Origin of the sequence: Pseudomonas sp. R2-7-07, assembly GCF_003852355.1 — a bacterium.
In the GTDB taxonomy this organism is placed as follows: Bacteria; Pseudomonadota; Gammaproteobacteria; order Pseudomonadales; family Pseudomonadaceae; genus Aquipseudomonas.
The window spans coordinates 2708634-2730483 of sequence record NZ_CP027759.1 but is presented as its reverse complement, the minus strand read 5'-3'; the positions used below and the strand labels follow the sequence as shown (position 1 = coordinate 2730483).

The following is a 21850-nucleotide window of genomic DNA, read 5'->3' as shown; positions in this document are numbered from 1 at the left end:
TGATCTGCTACAGCCATTGAATTCAGCGCTTGAGCTTGCGCTTGTTGCGGTATTGGTCGATCACTACCGCCACCACGATGATCAGCCCCTTGATGATGTCCTGGATGTACGCATCCACCCCGACAAAGGTAAACCCACTGGCCATCACGCCTAGGATCAGCGCGCCGATCACGGTGCCGGTGATGCGCCCTACCCCGCCCGCCAGGCTGGTGCCGCCGATCACTGCGGCCGCGATTGCGTCCAGCTCATAGGACATGCCCATGCCGGCCTGGCCGGTCGCCGCACGGGCCGAGGCCACCACGCCTGCCAGGCCTGCCAGGAGGCCGGCGATGCTGTAAACGATGATCAGGTGCCGCTTGACGTTGATCCCCGAAGTACGCGCCGCCTGCATGTTGCCGCCAATGGCGTAGGTGTACTTGCCGTACTTGGTGTAGCGCAGGGCGATATGGAAAATCACCGCCACCACCAGGAAGATGATCACCGGCATCGCGCCATGGCCGATGGCCGTGTACGAATCCGAGAGCATGCTCACTGGCTGGCCTTCGGTGTAATAACGCGCCAGGCCACGGGCCGAGACCATCATGCCCAGGGTCGCAATGAACGGCGGGATACCGGTCACCGCGATAATACTGCCGTTGATCGCCCCCGCCAGCAGCCCCACGCCAAGGCCCATCGCCACCGGGATCCACACCGGCAAATCGGTCAGGGACGGAAACACCGCACGGGAAAAATCGGAAGTCTGCGCCAAACTGGCAGCGATCATCGCGGACAAGGCCAACACCGAGCCGGACGACAGGTCGATGCCGGTGGTGATGATCACCTGGGTCACGCCGATGGCCAGCAAGCCGATGATCGACACTTGCAGGATCATCAGCACCAGGCGCTGGGAGTTCATCAAAAAGCTCTGGTCGCGCACGATCCAGCCGAACAGTTCAAACACCAGGCCGATGCCGATCAGCACCAGGAAGATGCTCAATTCAGTGGGCATGCGTCGACGGTTCTTGACCGGTGCCATCGCCGGCTTGTTGTCTGTTATTGCGTTCATAGCCAATTACCTTCTTATTCTGGAGTCAGTGGACCACGGTCATACCGGAGGCCAATTGCATGACTTTTTCCTGGGTGGCCTCAGCCCGATCCAGGGTGCCCATCAATTCGCCTTCGTGCATCACCATCACCCGGTCGCTCATGCCGAGTACTTCGGGCAGTTCCGAGGAAATCATGATCACCGCCATGCCCTCGCTGGCAAGAAAGGCGATCAGGCGGTAGATCTCGGCCTTGGCGCCCACATCGATGCCACGGGTCGGCTCATCGAGGATCAACAGCCGCGGGTTGGTCATCAGCCAGCGCGCCAGGAGCGCCTTCTGCTGGTTGCCGCCGGACAAGGTATCGATGCACTGTTCCAGCGAGGGGGTTTTCACTCGCAGCTTCTTGCACATGTCTTCGCACAAGGCGCGCAGGGCTTTCTGCTGGATGAAACCGTTGCCCGAATAGTGCGGCAACACCGCCATTTCCATGTTCTCCAGTACCGACAGGCACGGGAACAGGCCGCTGAGCTTGCGGTCCTCGGTCAACAGCGCAAAGCCCTTCTCGATGGCCATGTGCGGGTCGCTGATGCGCACCGGTTTGCCGTCGAGGGTGATCTGCCCGCTGCTGCTTGGGGTGATGCCGAAAATGGTTTCCGCCACGTTGGTGCGGCCCGAGCCCATCAACCCGGCGATGCCGAGGATTTCGCCGGCGTGCAGGTCAAACGAAACGTCCGTGAACACGCCGTCCAGGCTCAGGTTGCGCACCGACAGCAACAAGTCGCCGATCGGCGTCTCGCGTACCGGGAACAACTGGCTCAGCTCACGGCCGACCATCATCGAGATCAGGCTGTCGCTGTTCATCGTGTCGGCACGCTGCAAGCCGATGTACTGGCCGTCGCGAAACACCGCCACTTCATCGGCGATGGCGAACACTTCGTTCATTTTATGCGTGATGTAGACGATGCCTTTGCCCTGGGACTTGAGGTCGGCAATGATCGAAAACAGGTGGGCGACTTCCTTCTCGGTAATCGCCGAGGTCGGTTCATCCATGATCAGGATGTCGGAGTCATAGGACACGGCCTTGGCGATCTCGACCATCTGCCGCTCGGCGATGCTCAGGTTGCCGACCTGTTCTTCCGGGTCGAGGTTGATGCGCAGGCGCGCCAGCAGCTCGGCGGTACAGCGGTGCATTTCGCGGTGGTTGACCATGTGCAGGCTGTTGAGCTGCTCACGGCCGATCCAGATATTCTCGGCGATGCTCATATGGGGCATCAGGTTGAGTTCCTGGTGGATCATCGCAATCCCGGCCTTTTGGGCCGCCAGGGGCGTTTCAAACACAATCGGCTTGCCGCGCAGGCGAATTTCGCCGGCATCGGGCTGATAGATGCCGGCGATGATTTTCATCAGCGTCGACTTGCCCGCACCGTTCTCGCCCATCAGCGCCAGCACCGTGCCGGGGCGCACCCGCAACTGCACATCGTCCAGGGCCACGACGCCGGGAAAGCCTTTGCTGATGTTGAGAATTTCCAGCAGGTAGGGTTCGTCCTGCGCCAGCGGCTGGATACCCGGCGGCTGCGAGACAGTGGCATGAGCGAGCATAGGAAGGTACTCCATCTGCAGGGCGGCCGTGACCGCCCTGCCGGCTTAGGGTTGTGAGGTCAGGGCTACTTGAAGTCTTTGACGTTGTCCGGGGTGATGAGCTTGAACGGGATCACCACGTTCTGCTCCACCGGCTCGTTCCTGGCCATCTTGCGCGCCGCTTCCACCGAGCCCACGGCCTGGCCCTTGGCATCCTGGAACGCCGAGGCGGCCATCTCACCCTTGGTGATTGCGTTGAGGCCGTCCGGCGTGCCGTCGACCCCGGCAATCAACACGGTGCCGGGCTTGGTGCCTGCCGATTTGAGCGCCATGGACGCGCCGATAGCCATCTCGTCGTTGTTGGCCAGTACGGCATTGAACTCACGGCCCTGGGTCAGCCAGTCGTTGACCAGGGTCATGCCCCTGTCGCGCAACCAGGTACCCGTCTGTTCCTGCTCGATCTTGATGCCCGGGTAGTTGGCCAGCACTTCCTTTACACCCTTGGTGCGGTTGGTGGTGGAGTTGTTCGCCAGGTCGCCGAGCAGGATCACGATCTTGCCCTTGCCGCCGAGTTTTTCGGCGATGTACTGCATTTGCAGCTTGCCGGCTTCAACGTCATCGGACGTCACCGCGACCACGTCCTTGGGCAAGTCTTTCTGGTCGGGACGGCGGTTGACGAACACCAGCGGAATTTTCGCGGCGGTGGCGGCCTTGATGATGTTGGCTGTCGAGGCGGTATCCACCGGGTTGACGATGATGGCGTCGACTTTCTGGCTGATAAAGTTCTCGACCTGGCTCAGTTGCTTGACCACATCGGCGCGGGCGTCTTCGAACTGCAGTTGCACGCCGTCGCCCTTGGGATAGGACTTGGCTTGCTTGTCCATGTCTTCGCGCAGGTAGGTGAGGAAGGTGTCATCGAAGGCGGACATGCTCACGCCCACTTTGATGTCGGCGGCCGTGGCGACGCCACTGGCGAGCAGCATCGACAGGGCCAGCGCGGTAAAACGGATCGGGGTCTTCATGAACGGTCTGTCTCCACTTTCTTGTTGGTTTTATGGACGTTGCGTTTATCAGCGCTCGGCGGGCACCCGCACCACCGGCGCGCCTGGAATGCAGCAGACCAGCGCGCCCTGGTTTTCGACGCACAGCACATTGAGGAAGGAGAAGTAGAACGGCCGGGCGCGGGGCAGTGCGCGTGGCGTGTGGGCAGGGCGTAAAACTCGCAGTACAGCGTTGAAGATTTTCATCTGACGGTACCTGGTTGTTTTTGATCTTGTTTTTGTTGAGTCGCCGGGGTCGAGCCCAAGACGTACTTTATGCAACCTGGAAAAGACTTTATTGGAAAATAATTTCCATATCAACCTGTTTTAGAATTTTATTCTATTTTTGTTGAAACCACCTGCTGGCGCTCGGCGCTCAGGCGTGCGGCGTCCAATATACGGGTGGTTTCCAACGCGTCATAGGCGTCCACGGGCAATGGGCCCTGGCCTTGCACCGCCGTTTGCAATTGCCGATAGAACTGGGTCCAGCAGCCTTTTTCAGAGGGCACTCGCTCGCGTTCCGGCCCCTGTTCGAACCAGCCCCAGCGTCGATGTTCTTCTGCGCCCCAGTGCTCGCCTTCGGTTTTCGGCGACTTGCCGGCCATCAGTGCTTCTTCCTGGCCATCCAGCCCGTCCACGGTGTAACAACCCAAGGTGCCGCTGACGCGAAAACGCGGGGCCTGGCAGTTCTGCAGGGCGTTGCCCCACAAATGGGAAACCACCCCGTTGGCGTGGGTCAGGGACGCGAAGAAGCCGTGATCGACGTTGGGGTGCTCAGGGGTGAATTGCAATTGCGCGAATACCTTGTCCACCGGGCCGAACAATTGCAGGGCCTGGTCCACCAGATGGCTGCCGAGGTCGCGCAACCAGCCGCCGCCGCTGGCATTGCCCACTGCCTGCGGGCTGTAGCGTTCGACACGGGACTCGAAACGGGTGATCTCACCCAAGGCACCGGCGTCGATGAGTTTGCGCAGGGTCAGGTAATCCGAATCCCAACGTCGGTTCTGATAGACGCTGAGCAGCGTGCCTTGGCGTTCAGCGGCGGTGATCAAGGCCTGGGCCTGCTCGGCGTTGGCGGCGAAGGGCTTGTCGCTGACCACCGCCACGCCGTGTTCGATGGCTTCCAGCACCAGCGCCGGGCGGCCCTTGAGTGTGGTGGAGATGACCAGGGCATCGACGCCGGCTTCGACGATCTGGCCGATGCTGTCGAAGGCCTTGACCCCTGGCAGATCGGTATTCAGTTGCTGACGCCGCTCGGGTGAACGGGTCACCACCCCCACAAACGTGGCGCCCGGCAATGTTGCAATCAGCGGCGCATGAAAAAAGCGCCCTCCATGGCCATAGCCGACCAGTCCGATTCGCATGATTTATTCCTTCTTTGAAGTGCAAACCCAATCAAATGTGGGAGGGGGCTTGCTCCCGATGGCAGTGTGTCAGGTACAGATTTAGTGACTGATACACAGCTATCGGGAGCAAGCCCCCTCCCACATTGACCGAGTGTTAGCCGTAGAAGTGTGGGCGGTTTGGCAGGCTGACCTTGACAATCTGCCCACTGCCCTGCGCTTCAATACACGCATCCGCCGCCACCGCTGCCGCATAGCCATCCCACGCCGACGGCCCACCCACCTGCCCGGCCCGCACGCTGTCAATGAACGCCTGCAATTCCACGTCATAGGCGCCGATAAACCGGTCCTTCCAATCCATCAGAATCGCATTCGACAGCTTGGCCTCGCTGCGCAGTTGCACCTGGGAAGGCTCGGGCAATTTGGCGATGCCGCTCTCCCCCACCACTTCGCACTGAATGTCGTAGCCATACTGGCAGTTGACGAACACTTCGACGTCGATGCGCGTGCCCTTGGCGGTTTCCAGCAGCACGATCTGCGGGTCGCGCAGGTGGGCCAGGGCTTTGCTGGTCTTGCGCGGGAACACTACCTGCACCGAGACGTAGTCGTCGTTGAGCAGCCAACGCAGTACATCCAGTTCGTGAATCAGGGTGTCGGTAATCGCCATGTCGGTCTTGTAGTTTTCGCCCACCGTCGGGTTGCGATGCGCGCAGTGCAGCATCAGTGGTTCGCCGATCTGGCCGCTGTCGATCACGGCCTTCAAGGCGCGATAGCCTTCGTCGTATGGGCGCATGAAACCGACTTGCACCAGGCGTTTGCCGTGCGCCACTTCGGCCTCGACGATCCTGCGGCAGCCGTCGGCGGTCACGGCCAGGGGTTTCTCGCAGAACACCGGTTTACCGGCGGCGATGGCGGCGAGCACGAACTCCTCGTGGCTCGGCCCCCACGAGGTCACCAGTATGGCTTGCACCTGCGGCGAGTTGATCAGCGCGTGACCATCCGGGTATACCTCGGCGTCCAGCTTCAACTCGGCCACCACCTTGGCCGCCTGTTCCAGGTTGATATCGGTAACCGCCACCACCTGGCTGTTGAGCAGGGTCTGGCTGCAACGACGAATATGGTCACGGCCGATGGCACCGGTACCGATCACTCCAAGCTTCAACGACATACAAACACTCCTCTTGTTATTAGTACTGCCGGGCCTTGGCCAGGTGTTCATTGAGTTTTTTCGCGGCGGCGTTGGTGCGTTCGCTGGTGGACACCTGCGCCACGCCCACCCGCCACCACGACAGGTAGCCATGGACCATGGTCTTGGGCAGCACCTTGATATCGAACAGGGTCGACACGGTTTGAGTACGCGCATCGGCCAGAGCCGCTTCAAGCTGTTCCACGCTGCTGACCTTGTAGGTCTTGCAGCCGTAAGCCGCCGCGCTCATGGCGAAATCCACCGGTACCAGGCCGCCGTCGAGCTTGCCGCTCTCAGGGTTGCGATAGCGGAACTCGGTGCCGAAGCTGTCCATGCCGTTGCCGATCTGCAGGTTGTTGATGCAACCAAAGGCCATGTTGTCGAGCAGCACCACGTTGATCTTGCGGTGCTCCTGGATCGAGGTGGCCAACTCCGAATGCAGCATCATGTAGGAGCCATCGCCGACCAGCGCGTACACCTCTTTGCTCGGCTCGGCCAGCTTCACACCAAGGGCGGCGTTGATCTCGTAGCCCATGCACGAATAGCCGTACTCGACGTGGTAGGTGTTGACGCCCTTGCTGCGCCAGGCGCGCTGCAGGTCGCCGGGCAGGCTGCCGGCGGCGGCGACGATGATTGCGTCATCGGCGAGCGTCGCATTGAGCACGCCGAGCACACGGCTTTGGGTCAGGCACGAGCCGGTCAGCTCGATGAATTCGCGCAGTACGGCGCGGTCGAGGTGGTCGTCAACTTCCGGCACGAAGTCGTCGCCGTGGTATTCGACCTGATGCACGCGGTCCACTTCGGCATCCAACTGCGCCTTGGCGTCAGCAATCTGCTCGCCCCAGCCGGAACGGTAATCACCGAGGGCATCGGCCAACGCTTCGAGGGCAACCTTGGCGTCGGCCAGCACTTGCACGCCGTCGAGTTTCAACGCATCGCCAGGGCAGATATTGAGGTTGAGAAACTTCACCTCGGCGTGCTTGAACAGCGATTTTGACGACGTGGTGAAGTCGGTATAACGCGTGCCGATGCCGATGATCAGATCCGCCTCGGGCGCCAGCAGGTTGGCCGCCAGGCAGCCGGTCTCACCGATGCCGCCGACGTTCAGCGGGTGGCTTGAAACCACCGCGCTCTTGCCGGCCTGGGTTTCGGCGAAGGGAATATCGAAGCGCTCGGCAAAGGCCTGCAACGCGGCATTCGCGCCGGAATATTTAACCCCGCCACCGCAGATGATCAATGGTTTGCGCTTGCCGCTGAAAGCCGCCAACGCATCGCCTAGCATCGCAGCGGTGGCTGGGCGACGTTCGATACGGTGCACGCGCTTTTGCAGGAAATAGTCGGGATAGTCCCAGGCTTCGGCCTGCACGTCCTGGGGCAGCGCCAGGGTCACCGCGCCGGTTTCGGCGGGGTCGGTGAGCACGCGCATGGCCTGGATCGCCGCCGTCATCAGCTGCTCAGGGCGGTTGATGCGGTCCCAGTATTTGCTCACGCAGCGGAACGCATCGTTGGTACTGATGCTCAAGTCGTGGAACTGTTCGACCTGTTGCAGCACCGGGTCCGGTTGACGGCTGGCATAGACATCGCCCGGCAACAGCAGCAACGGAATACGGTTGGCCGTCGCGGTCGCCGCAGCGGTGAGCATATTCGCCGCGCCGGGCCCGACCGATGCGGTACACGCGTAGATCTTGCGCCGCAGATGCTGCTTGGCGAAGCCGATGGCAGCGTGGGCCATGCCTTGTTCGTTACGGCCCTGATGCACCACCAGGTCGCCGCTGTCCTGCTCCAGCGCCTGGCCCAGGCCCAGCACATTGCCGTGGCCGAATATCGTGAACACCCCGGCGACGAATTTGCTCTGCACGCCATCGACTTCGATGTATTGGTTATCCAGGAACTTCACCAGGGCCTGGGCCATGGTCAGTCGGGTTGTGGTCATGTCGCGCCCCTTAACGTTTTTGCAGGTGGGCGATGCTTGCCCCCAAGGCCTGCTGGATATCCGCCAACTCATGCACGCTTGTGGCAAACGGCTCGAACGACAGGTAGCCGCTGTAGCCAGTGCTGAGCAAGGTGTCGATCTGCGCGGCGTTACCGAGGATGTCGCCCTCGCCCACCAGTACGCGGTGGCCGTCGCGGATCGAATTGAGCGGCGCCTCGGCATCTTCCACGCCGGAGATGTGCACCAGCCCGGTCAGCTCAGGGAAGAACTCGTGCTCGCCGGCCAAGTGATGATGGAAGGTGTCGTGCACCAGGCGGAACACATCCAGGCCGCCGATGGACTGGATCGCGTCCACCGCTACGCGCTTGCGGCGCATGGCGCATTCTTCGAAGCCCAGCGGTTCGATAAAACCGAGAATCCCGTGCTCGCGCAGGATCGGCGCCAACTCGCTTAACGCCGTGCGCAAACCGGCGGCGCGCTGGGCTTCGTTGCGGGTGTCGCCCGGCTCGTTGAACGGGCACATCACCAGGCCTTGCGCGCCACATTCCCGGGCATAGGTGGCCAGCTCGATCGCTTGGGCATGGCGCTCGTCGTTCCACACATCAAAGGGGTATAGCGCGTTGATCGACAGCACCGTGATGCCCTGGGCCGCGCACAATTGGCGCACGCGGCTGGCCGGGGCGCCGTATTCGATCTGGCGGTCCTTGAGGTCATTGCGGATCTCGATGGCGTCGCACTTCAAGGCCACGGCCAACTGGATGAAATCCGGCAGGGACAGGTTGGGCGCGACCATGCGGTTAAGGGCAAAACGTAACGGCGACTTCATTGTTGTTGTTCTCCGTGCAAAACCGTTCAGAGGTCCAGCAGCCAACTGTGCTGCGGGTCGTTATGGAAGTGCCAGGCACGCTTGGGGCCGGCCATGACGTTCAGGTAATACGACTCGTAGCCGTACGGCACGCTGACCGGGTGATAGCCCTTGGGCACCACCACCAGGTCGCTGTTTTCCACGGCCATGGCCTGGTCGATACTGCGATCGTCGGTGTACACCCGCTGGAACACGAAGCCCTGGGGCGGGTTGACCTGGTGGTAGTAGGTCTCCTCCAGAAAGCTCTGGTGCGGCAGGTCATCAAGGTCGTGCTTGTGCGGCGGGTAGCTCGACGAGTGCCCGGACGGCGTGCGCACTTCCACCACCAGCAGCGAATGGGCCGGCTCGCTGTCGGGCAGGATGTCGCACACGTAGCGGGTATTGGCGCCCTTGCCACGCACGCTGCGCTTGCACTGCTCCGGGCGGATCAGGCGCGGTGTGTAACCGCTCGCACCGGGAGCGGCGCAGACAGCGATCTGCACGTCACTCAAGGCGCTGACCTGGGCCTGGGTGCCCGGCGGCAGGTAGGCGGCGAACGGGGATTTGTCCTCGAATACCGATTGACGGTCCCCCAGGTTCTGCCAGTCGAAGCCCTCGCCTTCGATATTCACCCGGCCGCTGAGCAGCACCAGGCATAGCTCCTTATCACCGGCGCTGACCGGCAAGGTTTCGCCCAAGCTCAGGCGATAAGCACTAAAACCCACGTACTCCAGGCGCCCGGCTTCCAGGGCGACCATCGTCTGCCCACGTTTATTGCTCTTGACCAGCAAGCTCATGGTTAAGTCCTCTCGTTGAGCAGCGCACGCAAGGTGTCATAGCCCTTTTTTGCATAGATGTAGCTGGGCGCCACGGCCGGGTCCTGCTCGGCCTCGACCACCAGCCAGCCCGCGTAGTTGGCGGCCAACAGCACATCGAGCAATTCGGCAAAGTCGATATCGCCATCGCCGGGTACGGTGAAGGTGCCGTTGACGATGCAGTCGGGAAAGCTCCACATCTGGTTGCGCGCCAGTTGCACCACGGGTTTGCGCACGTCCTTGAAATGCACATGGCAGATGCGCGCGATATGTTTGCGCAGCACCTCAAGGGGTTCGCCGCCGCCCATGTAGCAATGGCCCGAATCGAACAGCAGGCCGACTTCCGGGCCGGTGCGTGCCATCAACTGATCGATATCCTCGGGGGATTCGACATAGGCGCCCATATGGTGGTGGTAGGCCAGGCGCACGCCCCGTGACAGGGTGAACCGCGCCAGTTCGGTGAGCTTATCGGCGTAATCCTGCCAGGCCTGTTCACTGTGAAAGCGTGGGCGTTCGATCAGGCGGATACGCGAGCCCTGGATCGAATCGGCCACTTCGCCATACACCAATACGCTCGCGCCGTTCTGTTTGAGCAACTCGACGTGGCCGGCGATGGCCTCGATTTCTTCAGCCACCGAACGCCGCGCCAGGCGGCTGGAATACCAGCCGGACACCAGCGCCAGGTCGTAGGGGCGCAGTACGTCGCCGACCCCTTTGGCGTCCTTGGGGAATTTGCCGTTGAGTTCAAAACCTTCGTAGCCGATTTCCTTGCCTTCGCTCAAGGCGGTGCTCAGCGGCGTTTCACCGCCGAGGGCCGGCAGGTCGTCGTTGCTCCAGGAGATCGGGTTGATGCCAATTCGGATTGCGGGCATGGCTGCACCTTATTGTTTTTCAAAGTTGCATGAGATCTGCTCTATGTGGGAGGGGGCTTGCTCCCGATAGCGGAGTGTCAGGCAACACTTCTGTAACTGAACTATCGCTATCGGGAGCAAGCCCCCTCCCACATTGGAATTGCATTGCACATTTAGACCTGTGATCAGGTTCGGGCACTGCGCCAGGCGTTGATGAGTTGTTCAAAGGTAGCCTGTACCTGCTGAATCAAGCTCTCATCATCGATCTCCCCCGCCATCCACGCACGGCTCGGTTCCTGGAAGATCGTGCGGCCCACGGCAAAACCTCGGCAGGTCGTACTCTGGCTGGCTTGCCGGAAGCCGTCGGCGAGGCATTCGGCCGAGGCGTTCAGGCCCAACAGCACCACGCCCCGGCAGTACGGGTCACGTTCTTCGATCAGTTCGTCGAGTTTTTTCCAGTCCTCGGCCGACTGCGCCTCGATCTTCCACCACGCCGGGTAGATGCCCAGGTTGTACAGGCGCTTGAGGCTGCGGTAGAGCACGTCGGGATAGGTCGAGGGGTGATCCTTGGGCGGGATGACCTCCAGCAGCAGTTCATGCCCGCTGACAATCGACGCCTCGTACACCGCCTTGAGCTGCGCTTCCTGTTCCAGGCGCAGCAGCGGCGCGTCATCGGGATGAAATTGCACCAGGCACTTGATGATCTGTTCCTGAGGCCAGGCGATCAGGTTGCTGCCGATGGAGCGGCCATGTTCGAACGCCAAGGGCCGCGAGTTCTGGACTTCCACCGGGCGGGCGATCCACCAGCCCCGGCCGCTGGCCGCGTTGAGCGCGTCCTGGCCGAAGCGCTGGTCGGCGAGCAGGCCGACGTCGGCTTCAATGCCTTGATCAGCCAGTTTTTTCTCGACGCGTTCGATGGCCTGAATAAACAGTTGCTTGGCATCACTGATGCGCGCCAGATCCTGGCCGCCGCGTTGGGCCAGGTCGACCAACTGCCAGCGGTGGTCGAAGGCGAACACGAACAGTTGCTTCCAGGTCTTGCGCGGCACGCTGGCGCGATGCAGGCGTTGCAGGGTCGCGTCCTGGTCCGGCCGGGTAATCGGCACCGGGCTGTTGAACAGGTATTCCAACTCGACCGGTGTGGGCATGGCCGGCGCGCAGGCGTGGCGCGACACCACCAGGCCGCCGCAGGCATTGGCCAACTGGCTGCAACGCTCATCGGTTGCATCGTTGAGCCAGCCACTGAGGAAGCCCGACATAAACGCATCGCCGGCGCCCAACACATTGAGCACTTCCACGCGCACGCCGGGGTAGATCGCCCCGTCTTCCAGGCGCTCTGGGATAGCGCCATGGATCACCGTGCAGCCCTGTGGGCCGAGCTTGACCACCAGGGTGGCGGGGGTCAGTTCACGCACTTTGCGCAGTGCGGCGAGCAAGTCTTCACTGCCGCCGGCGATCAGAAACTCTTCTTCCGTGCCGACGATCAGGTCGAAGCGCGGCAGGATCTTCTGTACATGCTCGCTGACCTGCTGGTCGGCGACGAAACGGGTCTCGCCATCAGCCTTGCCGGCCAAGCCCCACAATACCGGGCGGTAATCGATGTCGAGCACGCGCTTGACGTTGTGCCGGGCCGCGCAATCCAGCGCCTGAATGCTGGCCTTGTACACGCCATCGGTAGAGAAATGCGTGCCGGTGATCAGCAGCGCCTTGCTGGAAGCAATGAAGGTTTCGCTGATGTCTTCGGCGCGCAGGGCCATGTCGGCGCAGTTTTCGCGGTAGAACACCAAGGGGAAGGTTTCACGGTCCTTGAGGCCAAGCAGCACCAGGGCGGTGAGGCGTTCCGGGTCGACTTTGACCGCGCTGACGTCGCAGCCTTCACGGGCCAGGGATTCCAGGAGGAAGCGGCCCATGTGGTCGTCGCCCACGCGGCTGAGCATGGCCGACTTGAGCCCCAACCGCGCCGTGCCGAAGGCGATATTGGCGGAGGAACCGCCGAGGTATTTGGCGAAACTGGACACGTCCTCAAGCCGCGCCCCCACTTGCTGCGCATAGAGGTCGACGCCCAGGCGTCCGAGGCAAATCAGATCCAATTGACGCCCACTGGCAAAACGAGTCTGGCCCATGCTGGCTCCTGTTATTTTTATCAGCCTGCGTTGTGCCGCCGTGGCGACGGCAAACGCTCTTGGTGGGAGCAGACTAGAACGTCCGGCGGCCGCAATCAATATTTATTCCATAATTATTTTTAGTGGAATATTTTTTCCAATAAGCCAGCATAATGCTGCGATAGCCGTCGTGCATCGTTTCAGCAGCCCAGGCGGGCCGTGATGCCGAGGTATTTTTTTGCGCCTACCCTGTAGACTTGCGCCACCCATCAGCGCACCAGACGAACACGCCAGAAGGATTGCCCATGTCCCGCACCGATCCCGAGACCCACCTGGAAGATACAATCGCCAGCCCTCCGATCAATGCCGAACGCCTGTTGCAGCTGATCACCGACGAATACGAAAGCCTGCCGCGCCAACTCAAGCGCATCGCCAGCTACATGAGCCAGCAGAGCGACCGGATCATGGTCGACCGCATCAGCGACATCGCCCGTGAATGCGAAGTGCATCCCTCGGCCATCGTGCGCTTCTCCCAGCGGTTCGGTTTCAGCGGGTTCAGTGAGATGCAGGCGCTGTTTCGCGAGGCGTACACCCACAAGACCACACCGGTGCAGAACTACCAGCAACGCATCCGCAGCATGATCGCCAACAAGTCGCAGAAGGCCAGCGGCGGCGACCTGGCGCGTGAATGCGTCAACGCGACGCTGTCGGGCATCGAACGCCTGGGGATGGAGCTCGACGACGTGGCCTTCGACAAGGCCGTGGACCTGGTGGTCAATGCCGACAATATCTACGTGGTCGGCGTGCGCCGCTCATTCGCGGTGGCCGACTACCTGGTCTACAACCTGCAGCACACCAACAAGCGTATCCACCTGATCTCGGGCCTGGGCGGCAGCTACCGCGAACAGATGCGCAGCGTGCGCGCCAATGACCTGGTGATCGCCATCAGCTTCACGCCCTACGGCAAAGAGACCCAGCACTGCCTGCGCATCGCCCAGCACCATCAGGCCAAGACCCTGATCATCACCGACAGCAACCTGTCGCCCCTGGCCAAGCGGGCCAACGCGGTGTTATTGGTCAATGAAGGCTCGTCGTTCGCCTTCCGCTCACTGAGCGCAACGTTGTGCCTGTGCCAGGCGCTGTTCATCGCGGTGGCGTATCGCTTGGAACTGAAGGTGGATGAGATTCACGAGCAGGTAGGTTTCGACGACTGAAGCGGGGCTCACCGCAAACCAAATGTGGGAGAGGTCTTGCTCCCGATGGCGGTGTGTCAGTCGCTTGCAGCATCGACTGTTCCACCGCCATCGGGAGCAAGCCCCCTCCCACATGGGACCGAGTAATGCTCGGGTTTAGTGCATGAAAATCGCGATCAGGATGATCAACGGAATTGGAATGCCGAGGAACCACAGCAGTAATGAGCGCATCATGTTCTCCTTGAATTAACGAACGTAGGTTTCGGTTTCGACGTACACCACAGCATCGCGGCGGCGACCGCCGAAGGTGGCGGCGAAGCTGGCGAAGAACGCGCCGATCAGCAGGGCAACGAAGGTCCACAGCGACGTGTAGGCAGCCACTTTGGCGGCCGTGTCAGCGGCTTGCTTGGCTTTGACCTTGGCATCTTCGATGGCTTTGCGGGCATCGCCATACACCTTGTCAATACGCGCTTCGGCATCGGCCTGGCTGAGGTTGGTGCGCTGGCTGATCAACTGGGCCAGGTAGGTACGGTCTTCCGGTGCGAGTTGGCCATCATTGCTCAGGGTACGAGCGAAGATGCGACCGACCACGGCATGGGCGGCGTCATCGCTGACAGCTGCAGGGCGATCGTCGCGGAACAGGCTGTCGACGTAGTAGCCGAAATCACCGCTGTGTGCGCCTTTTGCTGCGTTGCCGGCGGCTTGAGTCATGCTGCTGGCGGCACCCGAGGCCACGCTGGCACCGGCTTTCACGCCGCCGCTGACCACACTGCTGACCGAACCGACCACCAGCATCGCCGTGATCAGCGTCGCCACTGCCCAGGCCAGGAAACCGTGGGCGGTGTCGCGAAAGTACACTTCATCGCCATGCATGTTGGCCCACTTCACGCGCAACCGGCCGGCAATGTAGCCGCCCAGGCCCGACGCGACGATTTGGGTGAAGGCCAGCCAGACAATCGTGGAAATGCCAAGCCCCTTGGCACTCATGCCGCTGTCGGCCCACGGCGATACCGCCGAAAAGCCCAGGCCGAAGCCCAGCAGCACCAGGATCAGGGACAGTGCAGCCGCCGCAGCGGCACCAGCAAAAATCGCCCCCCAGGAAACCCCGGAGAGCGCGCTCGACTCTTGCAGCGTGGATGAGGATGTGATCATTGTTGTTTTGCTCCAGGCATGAAAAATAGTGTTACAAGTCTCAAAAAGGACAGTGCAGGCAGCGTGCCAGCGCAAACAAAAAATAAAATCCTTATATTTCAGCAAGTTAACTAAATTGAACTTCCTAAAGTCATGCAAGTTGCAAGAATTGCCTATAGAGAGCGGGCGTTATGCATTCCCTGTGGGAGCAGGCCCCTCCCACACTGGAATAGGTCGCAGTTTTGGTTAGATGAAGTTTTATTTAGGAAACATTCAGCAACTTCTTGGCAAAATGTCCGCACTTCTAGTGTGAACGCTCACCAGGTAATCCTATGACCCGCATTTTGACCATCGAGGATGACGCCGTAACGGCCCGCGAGATCGTCGCCGAGCTGAGTAGCCATGGACTGGACGTAGACTGGGTGGACAATGGCCGCGAAGGCCTGGTCCGTGCTGTCAGTGGTGATTACGATCTGATCACCCTCGACCGCATGTTGCCCGAACTGGATGGCCTCGCCATCGTCACCACTCTGCGCACCATCGGGGTGTCGACGCCGATCCTGATGATCAGCGCCCTCTCCGATGTCGACGAACGCGTGCGCGGCCTGCGCGCCGGCGGCGATGACTACCTGACCAAACCCTTTGCGTCCGATGAAATGGCCGCCCGCGTCGAGGTACTGCTGCGGCGTAAAAGCACGGTCAAGGAATTCGAAACCGCGCTGCGCGTGGCCGACCTCGAATTGAACCTGATCAGCCGCGAAGCCAGCCGCGCCGAGCAGCCGCTGAGCCTGCTGCCCACCGAGTACAAGTTGCTGGAATTTCTGATGCGCAACACCGGGCAGATCCTGTCGCGGATGATGATCTTTGAGGAAGTCTGGGGTTATCACTTCGACCCCGGCACCAACCTGATCGACGTGCACATCGGTCGCCTGCGCAAAAAAATCGACCCACCGGGCCTGCCGCCGCTGATCCGCACGGTACGAGGCTCGGGCTATGTCATTGCTGAACCCCTCTAAGGGCTGGCGTTCTTCCAGCAGCCGCCTGCTGGCGCTGTACAGTTCGCTGTTTGTGGCGTGGAGCTGCATCCTCATGGGGGTGCTGTATTACGAGGTGTCGGGGTATCTGAGCGACCTGTCGCGCCATTCGCTGATGCAGCGCCAGCACTTGTTCCAGCATTTCGACGGAGAAGAACTGGTCGACGCACTGACCACCAGCATGACCTTCGATATGAAGGGCGTGGATGCCTATGGCCTGTTCGACGAGCAGTTTCGTCCCTTGAGCGGGCCTATCCGCGCCGTACCGCCCGACCTGCCCCTGGATGGCAAGATCCACGCCCTGGCCAACTGCGTCGACTCCGATGACCCGAAACTGCCCAAGGACAGCTGCGACGCCGTGGCCACCCACACCGAAGACGGCCGTTGGCTGGTGCTGGTGCGCGCCAACGGTTCGTTGTTTGGGGTGACCCGGATCATCTGGCATGCCCTGCTGTGGGCCGTGTCATTGACCATCATCCCCGGCGCTGCCGGCTGGCACCTGCTGCGCCGGCGTCCGCTGCGCCGCATTCGCGGGATCCAGGCGAGCGCCGAAGCCATCGTCGCCGGCGACTTGACGCACCGCCTGCCACTGTCCGACCGACGCGATGAACTGGACATGCTTGCCGCCATCGTCAACGCCATGCTCGACCGCATCGAAAAGCTGATGAACGAGGTCAAGGGCGTGTGCGACAACATCGCCCACGATTTGCGCACCCCGCTGACGCGCCTGCGCGCACAGCTGTACCGCATCAAGCAGCAAGCGGAGGAAGACTCGGCCCATGCGGTGAAACTCGATGACGCGATTGCCGAAACCGACACGCTGATGGCACGTTTTCGCGGATTACTGCGCATTTCCGAACTGGAAGACCACCAGCGTCGTTCAGGCTTTTTGCTGATGGACCCGCTGCCGCTGTTACGCGAACTGCACGACTTCTACCTGCCCCTCGCCGAAGAAGGTGAGTTGGAACTGGTGCTGCAGACCCCGGACTCACTGCCCTGGATTACCGGCGACCGCGCCCTGTTGTTCGAGGCCCTGGCCAACCTGCTGAGCAATTCGATCAAATTCACCCCGCCCCAAGGCAAGGTGATCCTGCGCGCGGTCAATGACCTGGGCAGCACGCGGATCGACGTCCTCGACTCCGGGCCGGGCATTCCGGCCGCCGAACGCGCGTCGGTGTTCCAGCGCTTTTACCGGGTCGATGAAAGTGATCAGCAAGGCGGTTTCGGCCTGGGCCTATCGATTGTCGCGGCGATCATCAACCTGCACGGCTTCAAGCTGGAGGTCGGCACCAGCGAACTGGGCGGCGCACGGCTTGTGCTGGAATGCCGTCAGCAACTGATGCCGGAATAATTAGCTGAATGAATACAGATCCAATGTGGGAGGGGGCTTGCTCCCGATGAGGGGGTGTCAGCTGACACATTCTTGTCTGACCCACCGCAATCGGGAGCAAGCCCCCTCCCACACTACAGCACAGCCCCCATCGCCTTGATCAACACCGGGTCGCGCGCATAGATATCCGGGGCGTACACCAGGCTGCCCTGGCGATCCACTTCCACCGTCCAATAGCCCAGCAGCACCGGTACCGGCGTGGCCAGCCTGAATTCATGGGTCACGCCGGTGGCCAGCAACTCGTCGGTGCGCGTGCGCTCGGCCGGGCTGACCAGCAGGTCGCGCAATAACAACGGTTGCTCAACGCGCACGCACCCCGAGCTGAACGCCCGTGGCCCCTTGGTAAACAGCGGCTGGCTCGGCGTGTCGTGCAGGTACACCGAATACGGGTTGGGAAAGCGCATCACGATCTTGCCCAACGGGTTACGCGGCCCTGCCTCCTGGCGCAGCAAAATATTGCCAGGGTGAGCCCAGTCGACCTGCTCGGGTGCCAGCGGGTGGCCTTCGGCGTCGAGCACTTGCAGGTTCTGCTGGCGCAGATATTCCGGGTTGAGGCGGATGGCCGGCAGCTTGTCCTCGCGCATGATGGTGGGTGGAATGGTCCACGTGGGGTTGAGGGTCAACCGCGTGATACGCGACTTGAGCAGCGGCGTCTGGCGCTCGGCGCGGCCGACTTGCAGGCGGGTTTGCCACACCGGAATGCCGCTCTGGTACACGCTCAATTGCGCGGCCGCGACGTTGACCACCACGCCTTCGGGCTCCAAATCCTGGGCCAGCCAGCGGAACCGCTCGAGGTTGATGCGCAACTGGTCGCGGCGCATCGCCGGGCTGATATTCAGTTCGGCCACGGTGCCAGCGCCGATCACCCCGTCGGACTGCAAGGAATGGCTGAGCTGGAAGGCCTTGACCGCAGCGACCAGTTCGGCTCGGTACTGCTTGGCGCTGCCCTTGGGTTCCTGGGTCAGGTAACCGCCGCTGTAGAGCCGACGGGCCAGTTCCGGCACCCGTGGGTCTTCCATGCCAGGGCGCAACAGCGGCCCGTCGCCGACCGCCTCCCAATGCGGCAACGGCTGCTGGCGCACGCTGGAATAGGCGTTACGCAAGCTGCGATACAAATCCGCGCTGGGCCGCGCCTGGTCGAACGCCAGGGCCATGTCCTGCAGGCCGGTGGCGGCGAAGGCAAGCAACGCGGTGTTTGGATCGACGGCCGGCGGCTGGGCGTGCCACAGCGGTTCGAAGCGCGACTGCTGCAGGCGCCCGTAATGCAAGTCCTGCAGGGCTTGCAGGTATTGCTGGCTGACTGCGATATCGCTGCACAGCACATTGGCCGTGGCATCTGCGGTGGGCAAGCTATAGTGGGTGGGGTCCAGGCCGTCGTCGGCCAGCATCAACAACTGGCTGTGCAAGGCTTGCCGGCGCGCATCATCCGACCACAGCGGCGTGTCGCCCTGCTGCTGGTAAAAGGCTTGCAGACGCAATTGCGCGGTGGCGTCGATACGCGGCGCGAGCTGCGGGCAGACACTGGGCAACTGCGCCAGCGCCTGTTGCAGCGGCGCCAGGTCAACCGGCGCAGGCGTCGTGACCGGCAGGGGTTCCAGCGGCAGCGTTTCGGCTGTGGCGACCAGTGGTGTAACGAGCAGGCAAATGCTCAAGTAACATGCGTGTTTTTTGAACAATTGACTTAGCTCCACTCCACAGCGGGGGAATCGACTGTAGATGCTGACTTTTATCCGCCGGCTCGGCATCACCAAACTGGGCTTGATCACCGGGAGCCTGGCGTTACTGAGCAATGTTGCGCTCGCCGCCAATGGCCCCCCGCCTTCTTTGTATAGCAGCCTGGCGCGCTCGGCTCCAGAACTCAATCCCATCGTGCTCAAAAGCGCCTTGAACGCGGTGCAGTGCGCGGTCAGTAATGGTGAGGAACGTTCCGATCGCCTGGCAGTGATTGACTACTCCCAGCCTTCGACCGCCCGTCGGCTGTGGATCTTCGATCTGCGCAAAAAAACCTTGGTCCTGCGCGACCTGGTGGCCCACGGTGCCAAATCCGGTGAAAACTTCGCCACCGCGTTCTCCAATCTTGAAGGCAGCCACCAGTCCAGCCTGGGCCTGTTCCGCACCCAGGAAAGTTACCTCGGCACCCACGGCTACTCGCTGCGCATGGACGGCCTGGAGCCCGGTTTCAATGACCTGGCCCGCGACCGCGCCATTGTGATTCATGCCGCCGACTACGTCAGCCCGTTGTGGAGCAAGCGCGAAGGCCGTATCGGCCGCAGCCAGGGCTGCCCGGCGGTGCGCCCGCAAGTCGCGCGCCAAGTGGTGGACAAGCTCAAGGACGGGCAGTTCATGTTCTCGTGGTACCCCGACCAGCGCTGGTTGAAGTCTTCGACCTATCTCAATTGCAAACCCCAACAGGTGGCGAGTAGTCGTACAATCCGTGGCGGATAGCCTGTCCCCACCGATAAAAGAGAGCGTCGCATGCTTCTACATAAATCCACCTGGATCGAGATCGGGCAGTTTCTGGAGCGCAGCCGCACGGTGGTGATCCCCATCGGCTCCAACGAACAACACGGCCCCACCGGCCTGCTGGGCACCGACTGGATGTGCCCGGAGATCATCGCCGTCGAGGCGCAGAAGCACGCCGACATCCTGGTCGGCCCCACCTTCAATATCGGCATGGCCCAGCATCACCTGGGCTTTCCCGGCACCATCTCGTTGCGCCCCTCCACCTTTATCGCCGCGATCGGCGACTGGGTGCGCTCGCTGGCCGGGCATGGCTTCGACAAGATCCTGTTCCTGAACGGCCACGGCGGCAATATTGCCACCATCGAAGCGGCGTTTTCCGAGCTCTATGCCGAAGCCAGCTATGCCCGCCGCCCGGCCGGCTTCGCGCTGAAGCTGGTCAACTGGTGGGATTTGGAGGGCGTCACCGACCTGGCGCAGCGCCAGTTCCCGGTGGGCCATGGCAGCCACGCGACACCGTCGGAGATCGCCGTGACGCAATGGGCCTACCCGGACTCGATCAAGTCAGCCGATTACGCGCCGAAAATCGCCAACACCGGCCCGATCCGCGAGGCACTGGACTTCCGCGCGCGCTTCCCCGACGGGCGCATGGGCTCGGACCCGGCATTGGCGACGGTGGAAAAAGGCGGTGAATTGGTGGCGTTGGCGGCGCAAGGGTTGGTCAAGGCGGTGGGCAGCTTCAGCAACGAAGCAAAACCCTGAATCGAACGCCATCCAAATGTGGGAGGGGGCTTGCCCCCGATTCGGTGTGTCAGCCATACATAAACTGGCTGACACACTGCTATCGGGAGCAAGCCCCCTCCCACATTTTGTTTGTGCAGTGGCTGAGATTACTGGCAATCCTGCGCCGCCTGCTCCAGCCGCGACGGCTTGAGTGCCGAAGCCAAGGGCTTGCGCTCATACAGGAACACCTTGGTGCCATCCTGGGATTTATAGGCTTCCAGCACATCATCGGCCGCGATCTTGCTGGTCAACAGCACCTTGGCGTGGCGTGAGTTCTGGGTCACGGTCGAGGTGATGCCGTGCTTTTCAAGCTTGGGCAATACGCATTGCACATAGCCTTCAGGGGTCTTGGTGGTTTGCAGGGTCAGCGAGGGGGCATTGGGCGCCGTGATACAACCGGTCAGCAGCAGGGAAGCAAAGGCCAGGGCCGGGGCGAAAAAAGAGCGCATAAACATTCCTGAAAATAACAGATAGGTTTGCATCGGCCCGCGTATCAACCGGCGCGGACCAAGGCTTTTAGCGACGCATCGAACTGCTTCAAGGCATCTTGTTGTACATCTCGCTGCTGCTCGATCTGCGCGGCAATCTCGAGTGCTGACTTGTCATGCACCCACACCGACGGCACCTGCTTGTCCACCGAGCCTTCGGCCTTGGCGATGTATTGCAGGTCGGCGTCATAGAACCGCGCGGTAAAGCGCGCCTCGACCACGTCATTACGCGGGGTCAGCAGCTGGCTATGGGTATCGAGCACCACCACCACGTCCGGATGCGCCTGCACCAAGTCGTCCAGGCTGGCATAGACCGTTACCGAGACAAATGTGCCTTGCAGCGAGTGCATCAGCCAGTCGATGGCCAGTTCCGGATCGGAGCTGTTGACGAACGCCTCGCGAATGCGTGCATCCAGGGCATCCTTGGCGCCATTCAGCGCCATGGCGTGGTAGCGCTCAAGGTAGCTGAGGTTGTCGCGTGTGTTTTCGCTGTACAACACCCCCACCGAATGCGCGCGCTGCAGGGAGTCTACGCTAGCAACGAGTGGCAGCAAATGGCCTGTACGCAGCTCATCGGCAATCGCCGGGTTGGCCAGCACCGCAGTGCCGAGCATCAGGGTCATCAAAGCCAGCTGGATTATTGTCCTCATCGCG

The 21850-nt window shown here is 61.7% G+C and carries 21 protein-coding genes; 6 read left to right on the top strand and 15 right to left on the bottom strand.

Annotated elements, in window-relative coordinates; all coding sequences use genetic code 11:
• Positions 1–22 precede the first annotated feature (22 nt).
• The 11 genes from C4J86_RS12375 to iolC all read right to left on the bottom strand — a co-directional run bounded on the left by C4J86_RS12375 (position 23) and on the right by iolC (position 12738).
• Positions 23–1045: an ABC transporter permease gene (locus tag C4J86_RS12375; protein WP_124362706.1), complete on the bottom strand. Its 1023-nt coding sequence runs from the start codon at positions 1043–1045 to the stop codon at positions 23–25.
• Positions 1046–1070: 25 nt separating this feature from the next.
• On the bottom strand, positions 1071–2624 hold the full coding sequence (locus tag C4J86_RS12370) for a sugar ABC transporter ATP-binding protein (protein ID WP_124362705.1): 1554 nt from the start codon (positions 2622–2624) through the stop codon (positions 1071–1073).
• A 65-nt stretch (positions 2625–2689) separates the two neighbouring features.
• Positions 2690–3625 carry a sugar ABC transporter substrate-binding protein gene (locus C4J86_RS12365; RefSeq protein ID WP_124362704.1) on the bottom strand — a complete coding sequence of 312 codons (936 nt, stop codon included), beginning with the start codon at positions 3623–3625 and terminating at the stop codon, positions 2690–2692.
• A 48-nt stretch (positions 3626–3673) separates the two neighbouring features.
• Positions 3674–3850: a hypothetical protein gene (locus C4J86_RS26850; RefSeq protein WP_163001556.1), complete on the bottom strand. Its 177-nt coding sequence runs from the start codon at positions 3848–3850 to the stop codon at positions 3674–3676.
• A 128-nt stretch (positions 3851–3978) separates the two neighbouring features.
• Positions 3979–5007, bottom strand: coding sequence for a Gfo/Idh/MocA family oxidoreductase (locus tag C4J86_RS12360; protein ID WP_124370592.1), 1029 nt, complete (start codon positions 5005–5007; stop codon positions 3979–3981).
• Positions 5008–5143: 136 nt separating this feature from the next.
• Positions 5144–6154: a Gfo/Idh/MocA family protein gene (locus C4J86_RS12355; RefSeq protein ID WP_124370591.1), complete on the bottom strand. Its 1011-nt coding sequence runs from the start codon at positions 6152–6154 to the stop codon at positions 5144–5146.
• A gap of 19 nt (positions 6155–6173) precedes the next feature.
• Positions 6174–8105 (bottom strand): 3D-(3,5/4)-trihydroxycyclohexane-1,2-dione acylhydrolase (decyclizing), encoded by a 1932-nt coding sequence (gene iolD / locus C4J86_RS12350; RefSeq protein ID WP_124370590.1) that lies wholly within the window; start codon positions 8103–8105, stop codon positions 6174–6176.
• A 10-nt stretch (positions 8106–8115) separates the two neighbouring features.
• Complete coding sequence (locus C4J86_RS12345) at positions 8116–8931, bottom strand: TIM barrel protein (protein WP_124370589.1); 816 nt, start codon at positions 8929–8931, stop codon at positions 8116–8118.
• A gap of 26 nt (positions 8932–8957) precedes the next feature.
• Entirely contained in the window at positions 8958–9746 is a 789-nt protein-coding gene (gene iolB / locus C4J86_RS12340) for a 5-deoxy-glucuronate isomerase (protein WP_124370588.1), read from the bottom strand.
• Positions 9747–9748: 2 nt separating this feature from the next.
• Positions 9749–10636 (bottom strand): myo-inosose-2 dehydratase, encoded by an 888-nt coding sequence (iolE, locus tag C4J86_RS12335; protein ID WP_124370587.1) that lies wholly within the window; start codon positions 10634–10636, stop codon positions 9749–9751.
• A gap of 164 nt (positions 10637–10800) precedes the next feature.
• Positions 10801–12738: a 5-dehydro-2-deoxygluconokinase gene (gene iolC / locus C4J86_RS12330; RefSeq protein ID WP_124370586.1), complete on the bottom strand. Its 1938-nt coding sequence runs from the start codon at positions 12736–12738 to the stop codon at positions 10801–10803.
• On the opposite strand from iolC, the gene C4J86_RS12325 reads away from it, so the two are divergent.
• Together C4J86_RS12325 and C4J86_RS12320 are read left to right on the top strand one after the other, a co-directional pair.
• Positions 12737–12940, top strand: coding sequence for a hypothetical protein (locus C4J86_RS12325; protein WP_124370585.1), 204 nt, complete (start codon positions 12737–12739; stop codon positions 12938–12940). The two genes, iolC and C4J86_RS12325, sit on opposite strands and share 2 nt — an antisense overlap.
• Before the next feature lie 82 nt (positions 12941–13022).
• The gene (locus C4J86_RS12320; protein ID WP_124362695.1) at positions 13023–13931 is read left to right on the top strand and encodes a MurR/RpiR family transcriptional regulator; all 909 of its coding nucleotides are present in this window, start codon (positions 13023–13025) and stop codon (positions 13929–13931) included.
• A 225-nt stretch (positions 13932–14156) separates the two neighbouring features.
• Here C4J86_RS12320 and C4J86_RS12315 read toward each other — a convergent pair whose 3' ends face one another.
• Complete coding sequence (locus C4J86_RS12315; RefSeq protein ID WP_124362694.1) at positions 14157–15062, bottom strand: hypothetical protein; 906 nt, start codon at positions 15060–15062, stop codon at positions 14157–14159.
• A 311-nt stretch (positions 15063–15373) separates the two neighbouring features.
• Between C4J86_RS12315 and C4J86_RS12310 the strand changes: the two genes are divergently transcribed.
• Positions 15374–16057: a response regulator transcription factor gene (locus C4J86_RS12310; RefSeq protein ID WP_122539638.1), complete on the top strand. Its 684-nt coding sequence runs from the start codon at positions 15374–15376 to the stop codon at positions 16055–16057.
• Positions 16035–17426, top strand: coding sequence for a HAMP domain-containing sensor histidine kinase (locus C4J86_RS12305; protein WP_124366898.1), 1392 nt, complete (start codon positions 16035–16037; stop codon positions 17424–17426). Before C4J86_RS12310 ends, C4J86_RS12305 begins: the two co-directional genes overlap by 23 nt.
• A 113-nt stretch (positions 17427–17539) precedes the next feature.
• Here C4J86_RS12305 and C4J86_RS12300 read toward each other — a convergent pair whose 3' ends face one another.
• Entirely contained in the window at positions 17540–19141 is a 1602-nt protein-coding gene (locus C4J86_RS12300) for a murein L,D-transpeptidase (protein WP_124370584.1), read from the bottom strand.
• 40 nt (positions 19142–19181) lie between these two features.
• Between C4J86_RS12300 and C4J86_RS12295 the strand changes: the two genes are divergently transcribed.
• A complete protein-coding gene (locus C4J86_RS12295) occupies positions 19182–19910 on the top strand; it encodes a murein L,D-transpeptidase catalytic domain family protein (protein WP_124362691.1) in 729 nt (242 codons plus the stop codon).
• Between the two features lie 30 nt (positions 19911–19940).
• The gene (locus C4J86_RS12290) at positions 19941–20687 is read left to right on the top strand and encodes a creatininase family protein (RefSeq protein WP_124370583.1); all 747 of its coding nucleotides are present in this window, start codon (positions 19941–19943) and stop codon (positions 20685–20687) included.
• Positions 20688–20815: 128 nt separating this feature from the next.
• Here C4J86_RS12290 and C4J86_RS12285 read toward each other — a convergent pair whose 3' ends face one another.
• Complete coding sequence (locus tag C4J86_RS12285) at positions 20816–21157, bottom strand: hypothetical protein (protein WP_124362689.1); 342 nt, start codon at positions 21155–21157, stop codon at positions 20816–20818.
• A gap of 44 nt (positions 21158–21201) precedes the next feature.
• Complete coding sequence (locus tag C4J86_RS12280; RefSeq protein WP_124370582.1) at positions 21202–21846, bottom strand: ATPase; 645 nt, start codon at positions 21844–21846, stop codon at positions 21202–21204.
• Positions 21847–21850: the final 4 nt, after the last annotated feature.

What these genes read in the sequence shown, in the direction of transcription:
- C4J86_RS12375 (WP_124362706.1), bottom strand. Translation starts at nt 1,045, where the DNA reads ATGAACGCAATAACAGACAACAAGCCGGCGATGGCACCGGTCAAGAAC.
- C4J86_RS12370 (WP_124362705.1), bottom strand. Translation starts at nt 2,624, where the DNA reads ATGCTCGCTCATGCCACTGTCTCGCAGCCGCCGGGTATCCAGCCGCTG.
- C4J86_RS12365 (WP_124362704.1), bottom strand. Translation starts at nt 3,625, where the DNA reads ATGAAGACCCCGATCCGTTTTACCGCGCTGGCCCTGTCGATGCTGCTC.
- C4J86_RS26850 (WP_163001556.1), bottom strand. Translation starts at nt 3,850, where the DNA reads ATGAAAATCTTCAACGCTGTACTGCGAGTTTTACGCCCTGCCCACACG.
- C4J86_RS12360 (WP_124370592.1), bottom strand. Translation starts at nt 5,007, where the DNA reads ATGCGAATCGGACTGGTCGGCTATGGCCATGGAGGGCGCTTTTTTCAT.
- C4J86_RS12355 (WP_124370591.1), bottom strand. Translation starts at nt 6,154, where the DNA reads ATGTCGTTGAAGCTTGGAGTGATCGGTACCGGTGCCATCGGCCGTGAC.
- iolD (WP_124370590.1), bottom strand. Translation starts at nt 8,105, where the DNA reads ATGACCACAACCCGACTGACCATGGCCCAGGCCCTGGTGAAGTTCCTG.
- C4J86_RS12345 (WP_124370589.1), bottom strand. Translation starts at nt 8,931, where the DNA reads ATGAAGTCGCCGTTACGTTTTGCCCTTAACCGCATGGTCGCGCCCAAC.
- iolB (WP_124370588.1), bottom strand. Translation starts at nt 9,746, where the DNA reads ATGAGCTTGCTGGTCAAGAGCAATAAACGTGGGCAGACGATGGTCGCC.
- iolE (WP_124370587.1), bottom strand. Translation starts at nt 10,636, where the DNA reads ATGCCCGCAATCCGAATTGGCATCAACCCGATCTCCTGGAGCAACGAC.
- C4J86_RS12325 (WP_124370585.1), top strand. Translation starts at nt 12,737, where the DNA reads ATGCTGGCTCCTGTTATTTTTATCAGCCTGCGTTGTGCCGCCGTGGCG.
- iolC (WP_124370586.1), bottom strand. Translation starts at nt 12,738, where the DNA reads ATGGGCCAGACTCGTTTTGCCAGTGGGCGTCAATTGGATCTGATTTGC.
- C4J86_RS12320 (WP_124362695.1), top strand. Translation starts at nt 13,023, where the DNA reads ATGTCCCGCACCGATCCCGAGACCCACCTGGAAGATACAATCGCCAGC.
- C4J86_RS12315 (WP_124362694.1), bottom strand. Translation starts at nt 15,062, where the DNA reads ATGATCACATCCTCATCCACGCTGCAAGAGTCGAGCGCGCTCTCCGGG.
- C4J86_RS12310 (WP_122539638.1), top strand. Translation starts at nt 15,374, where the DNA reads ATGACCCGCATTTTGACCATCGAGGATGACGCCGTAACGGCCCGCGAG.
- C4J86_RS12305 (WP_124366898.1), top strand. Translation starts at nt 16,035, where the DNA reads ATGTCATTGCTGAACCCCTCTAAGGGCTGGCGTTCTTCCAGCAGCCGC.
- C4J86_RS12295 (WP_124362691.1), top strand. Translation starts at nt 19,182, where the DNA reads ATGCTGACTTTTATCCGCCGGCTCGGCATCACCAAACTGGGCTTGATC.
- C4J86_RS12290 (WP_124370583.1), top strand. Translation starts at nt 19,941, where the DNA reads ATGCTTCTACATAAATCCACCTGGATCGAGATCGGGCAGTTTCTGGAG.
- C4J86_RS12285 (WP_124362689.1), bottom strand. Translation starts at nt 21,157, where the DNA reads ATGCGCTCTTTTTTCGCCCCGGCCCTGGCCTTTGCTTCCCTGCTGCTG.
- C4J86_RS12280 (WP_124370582.1), bottom strand. Translation starts at nt 21,846, where the DNA reads ATGAGGACAATAATCCAGCTGGCTTTGATGACCCTGATGCTCGGCACT.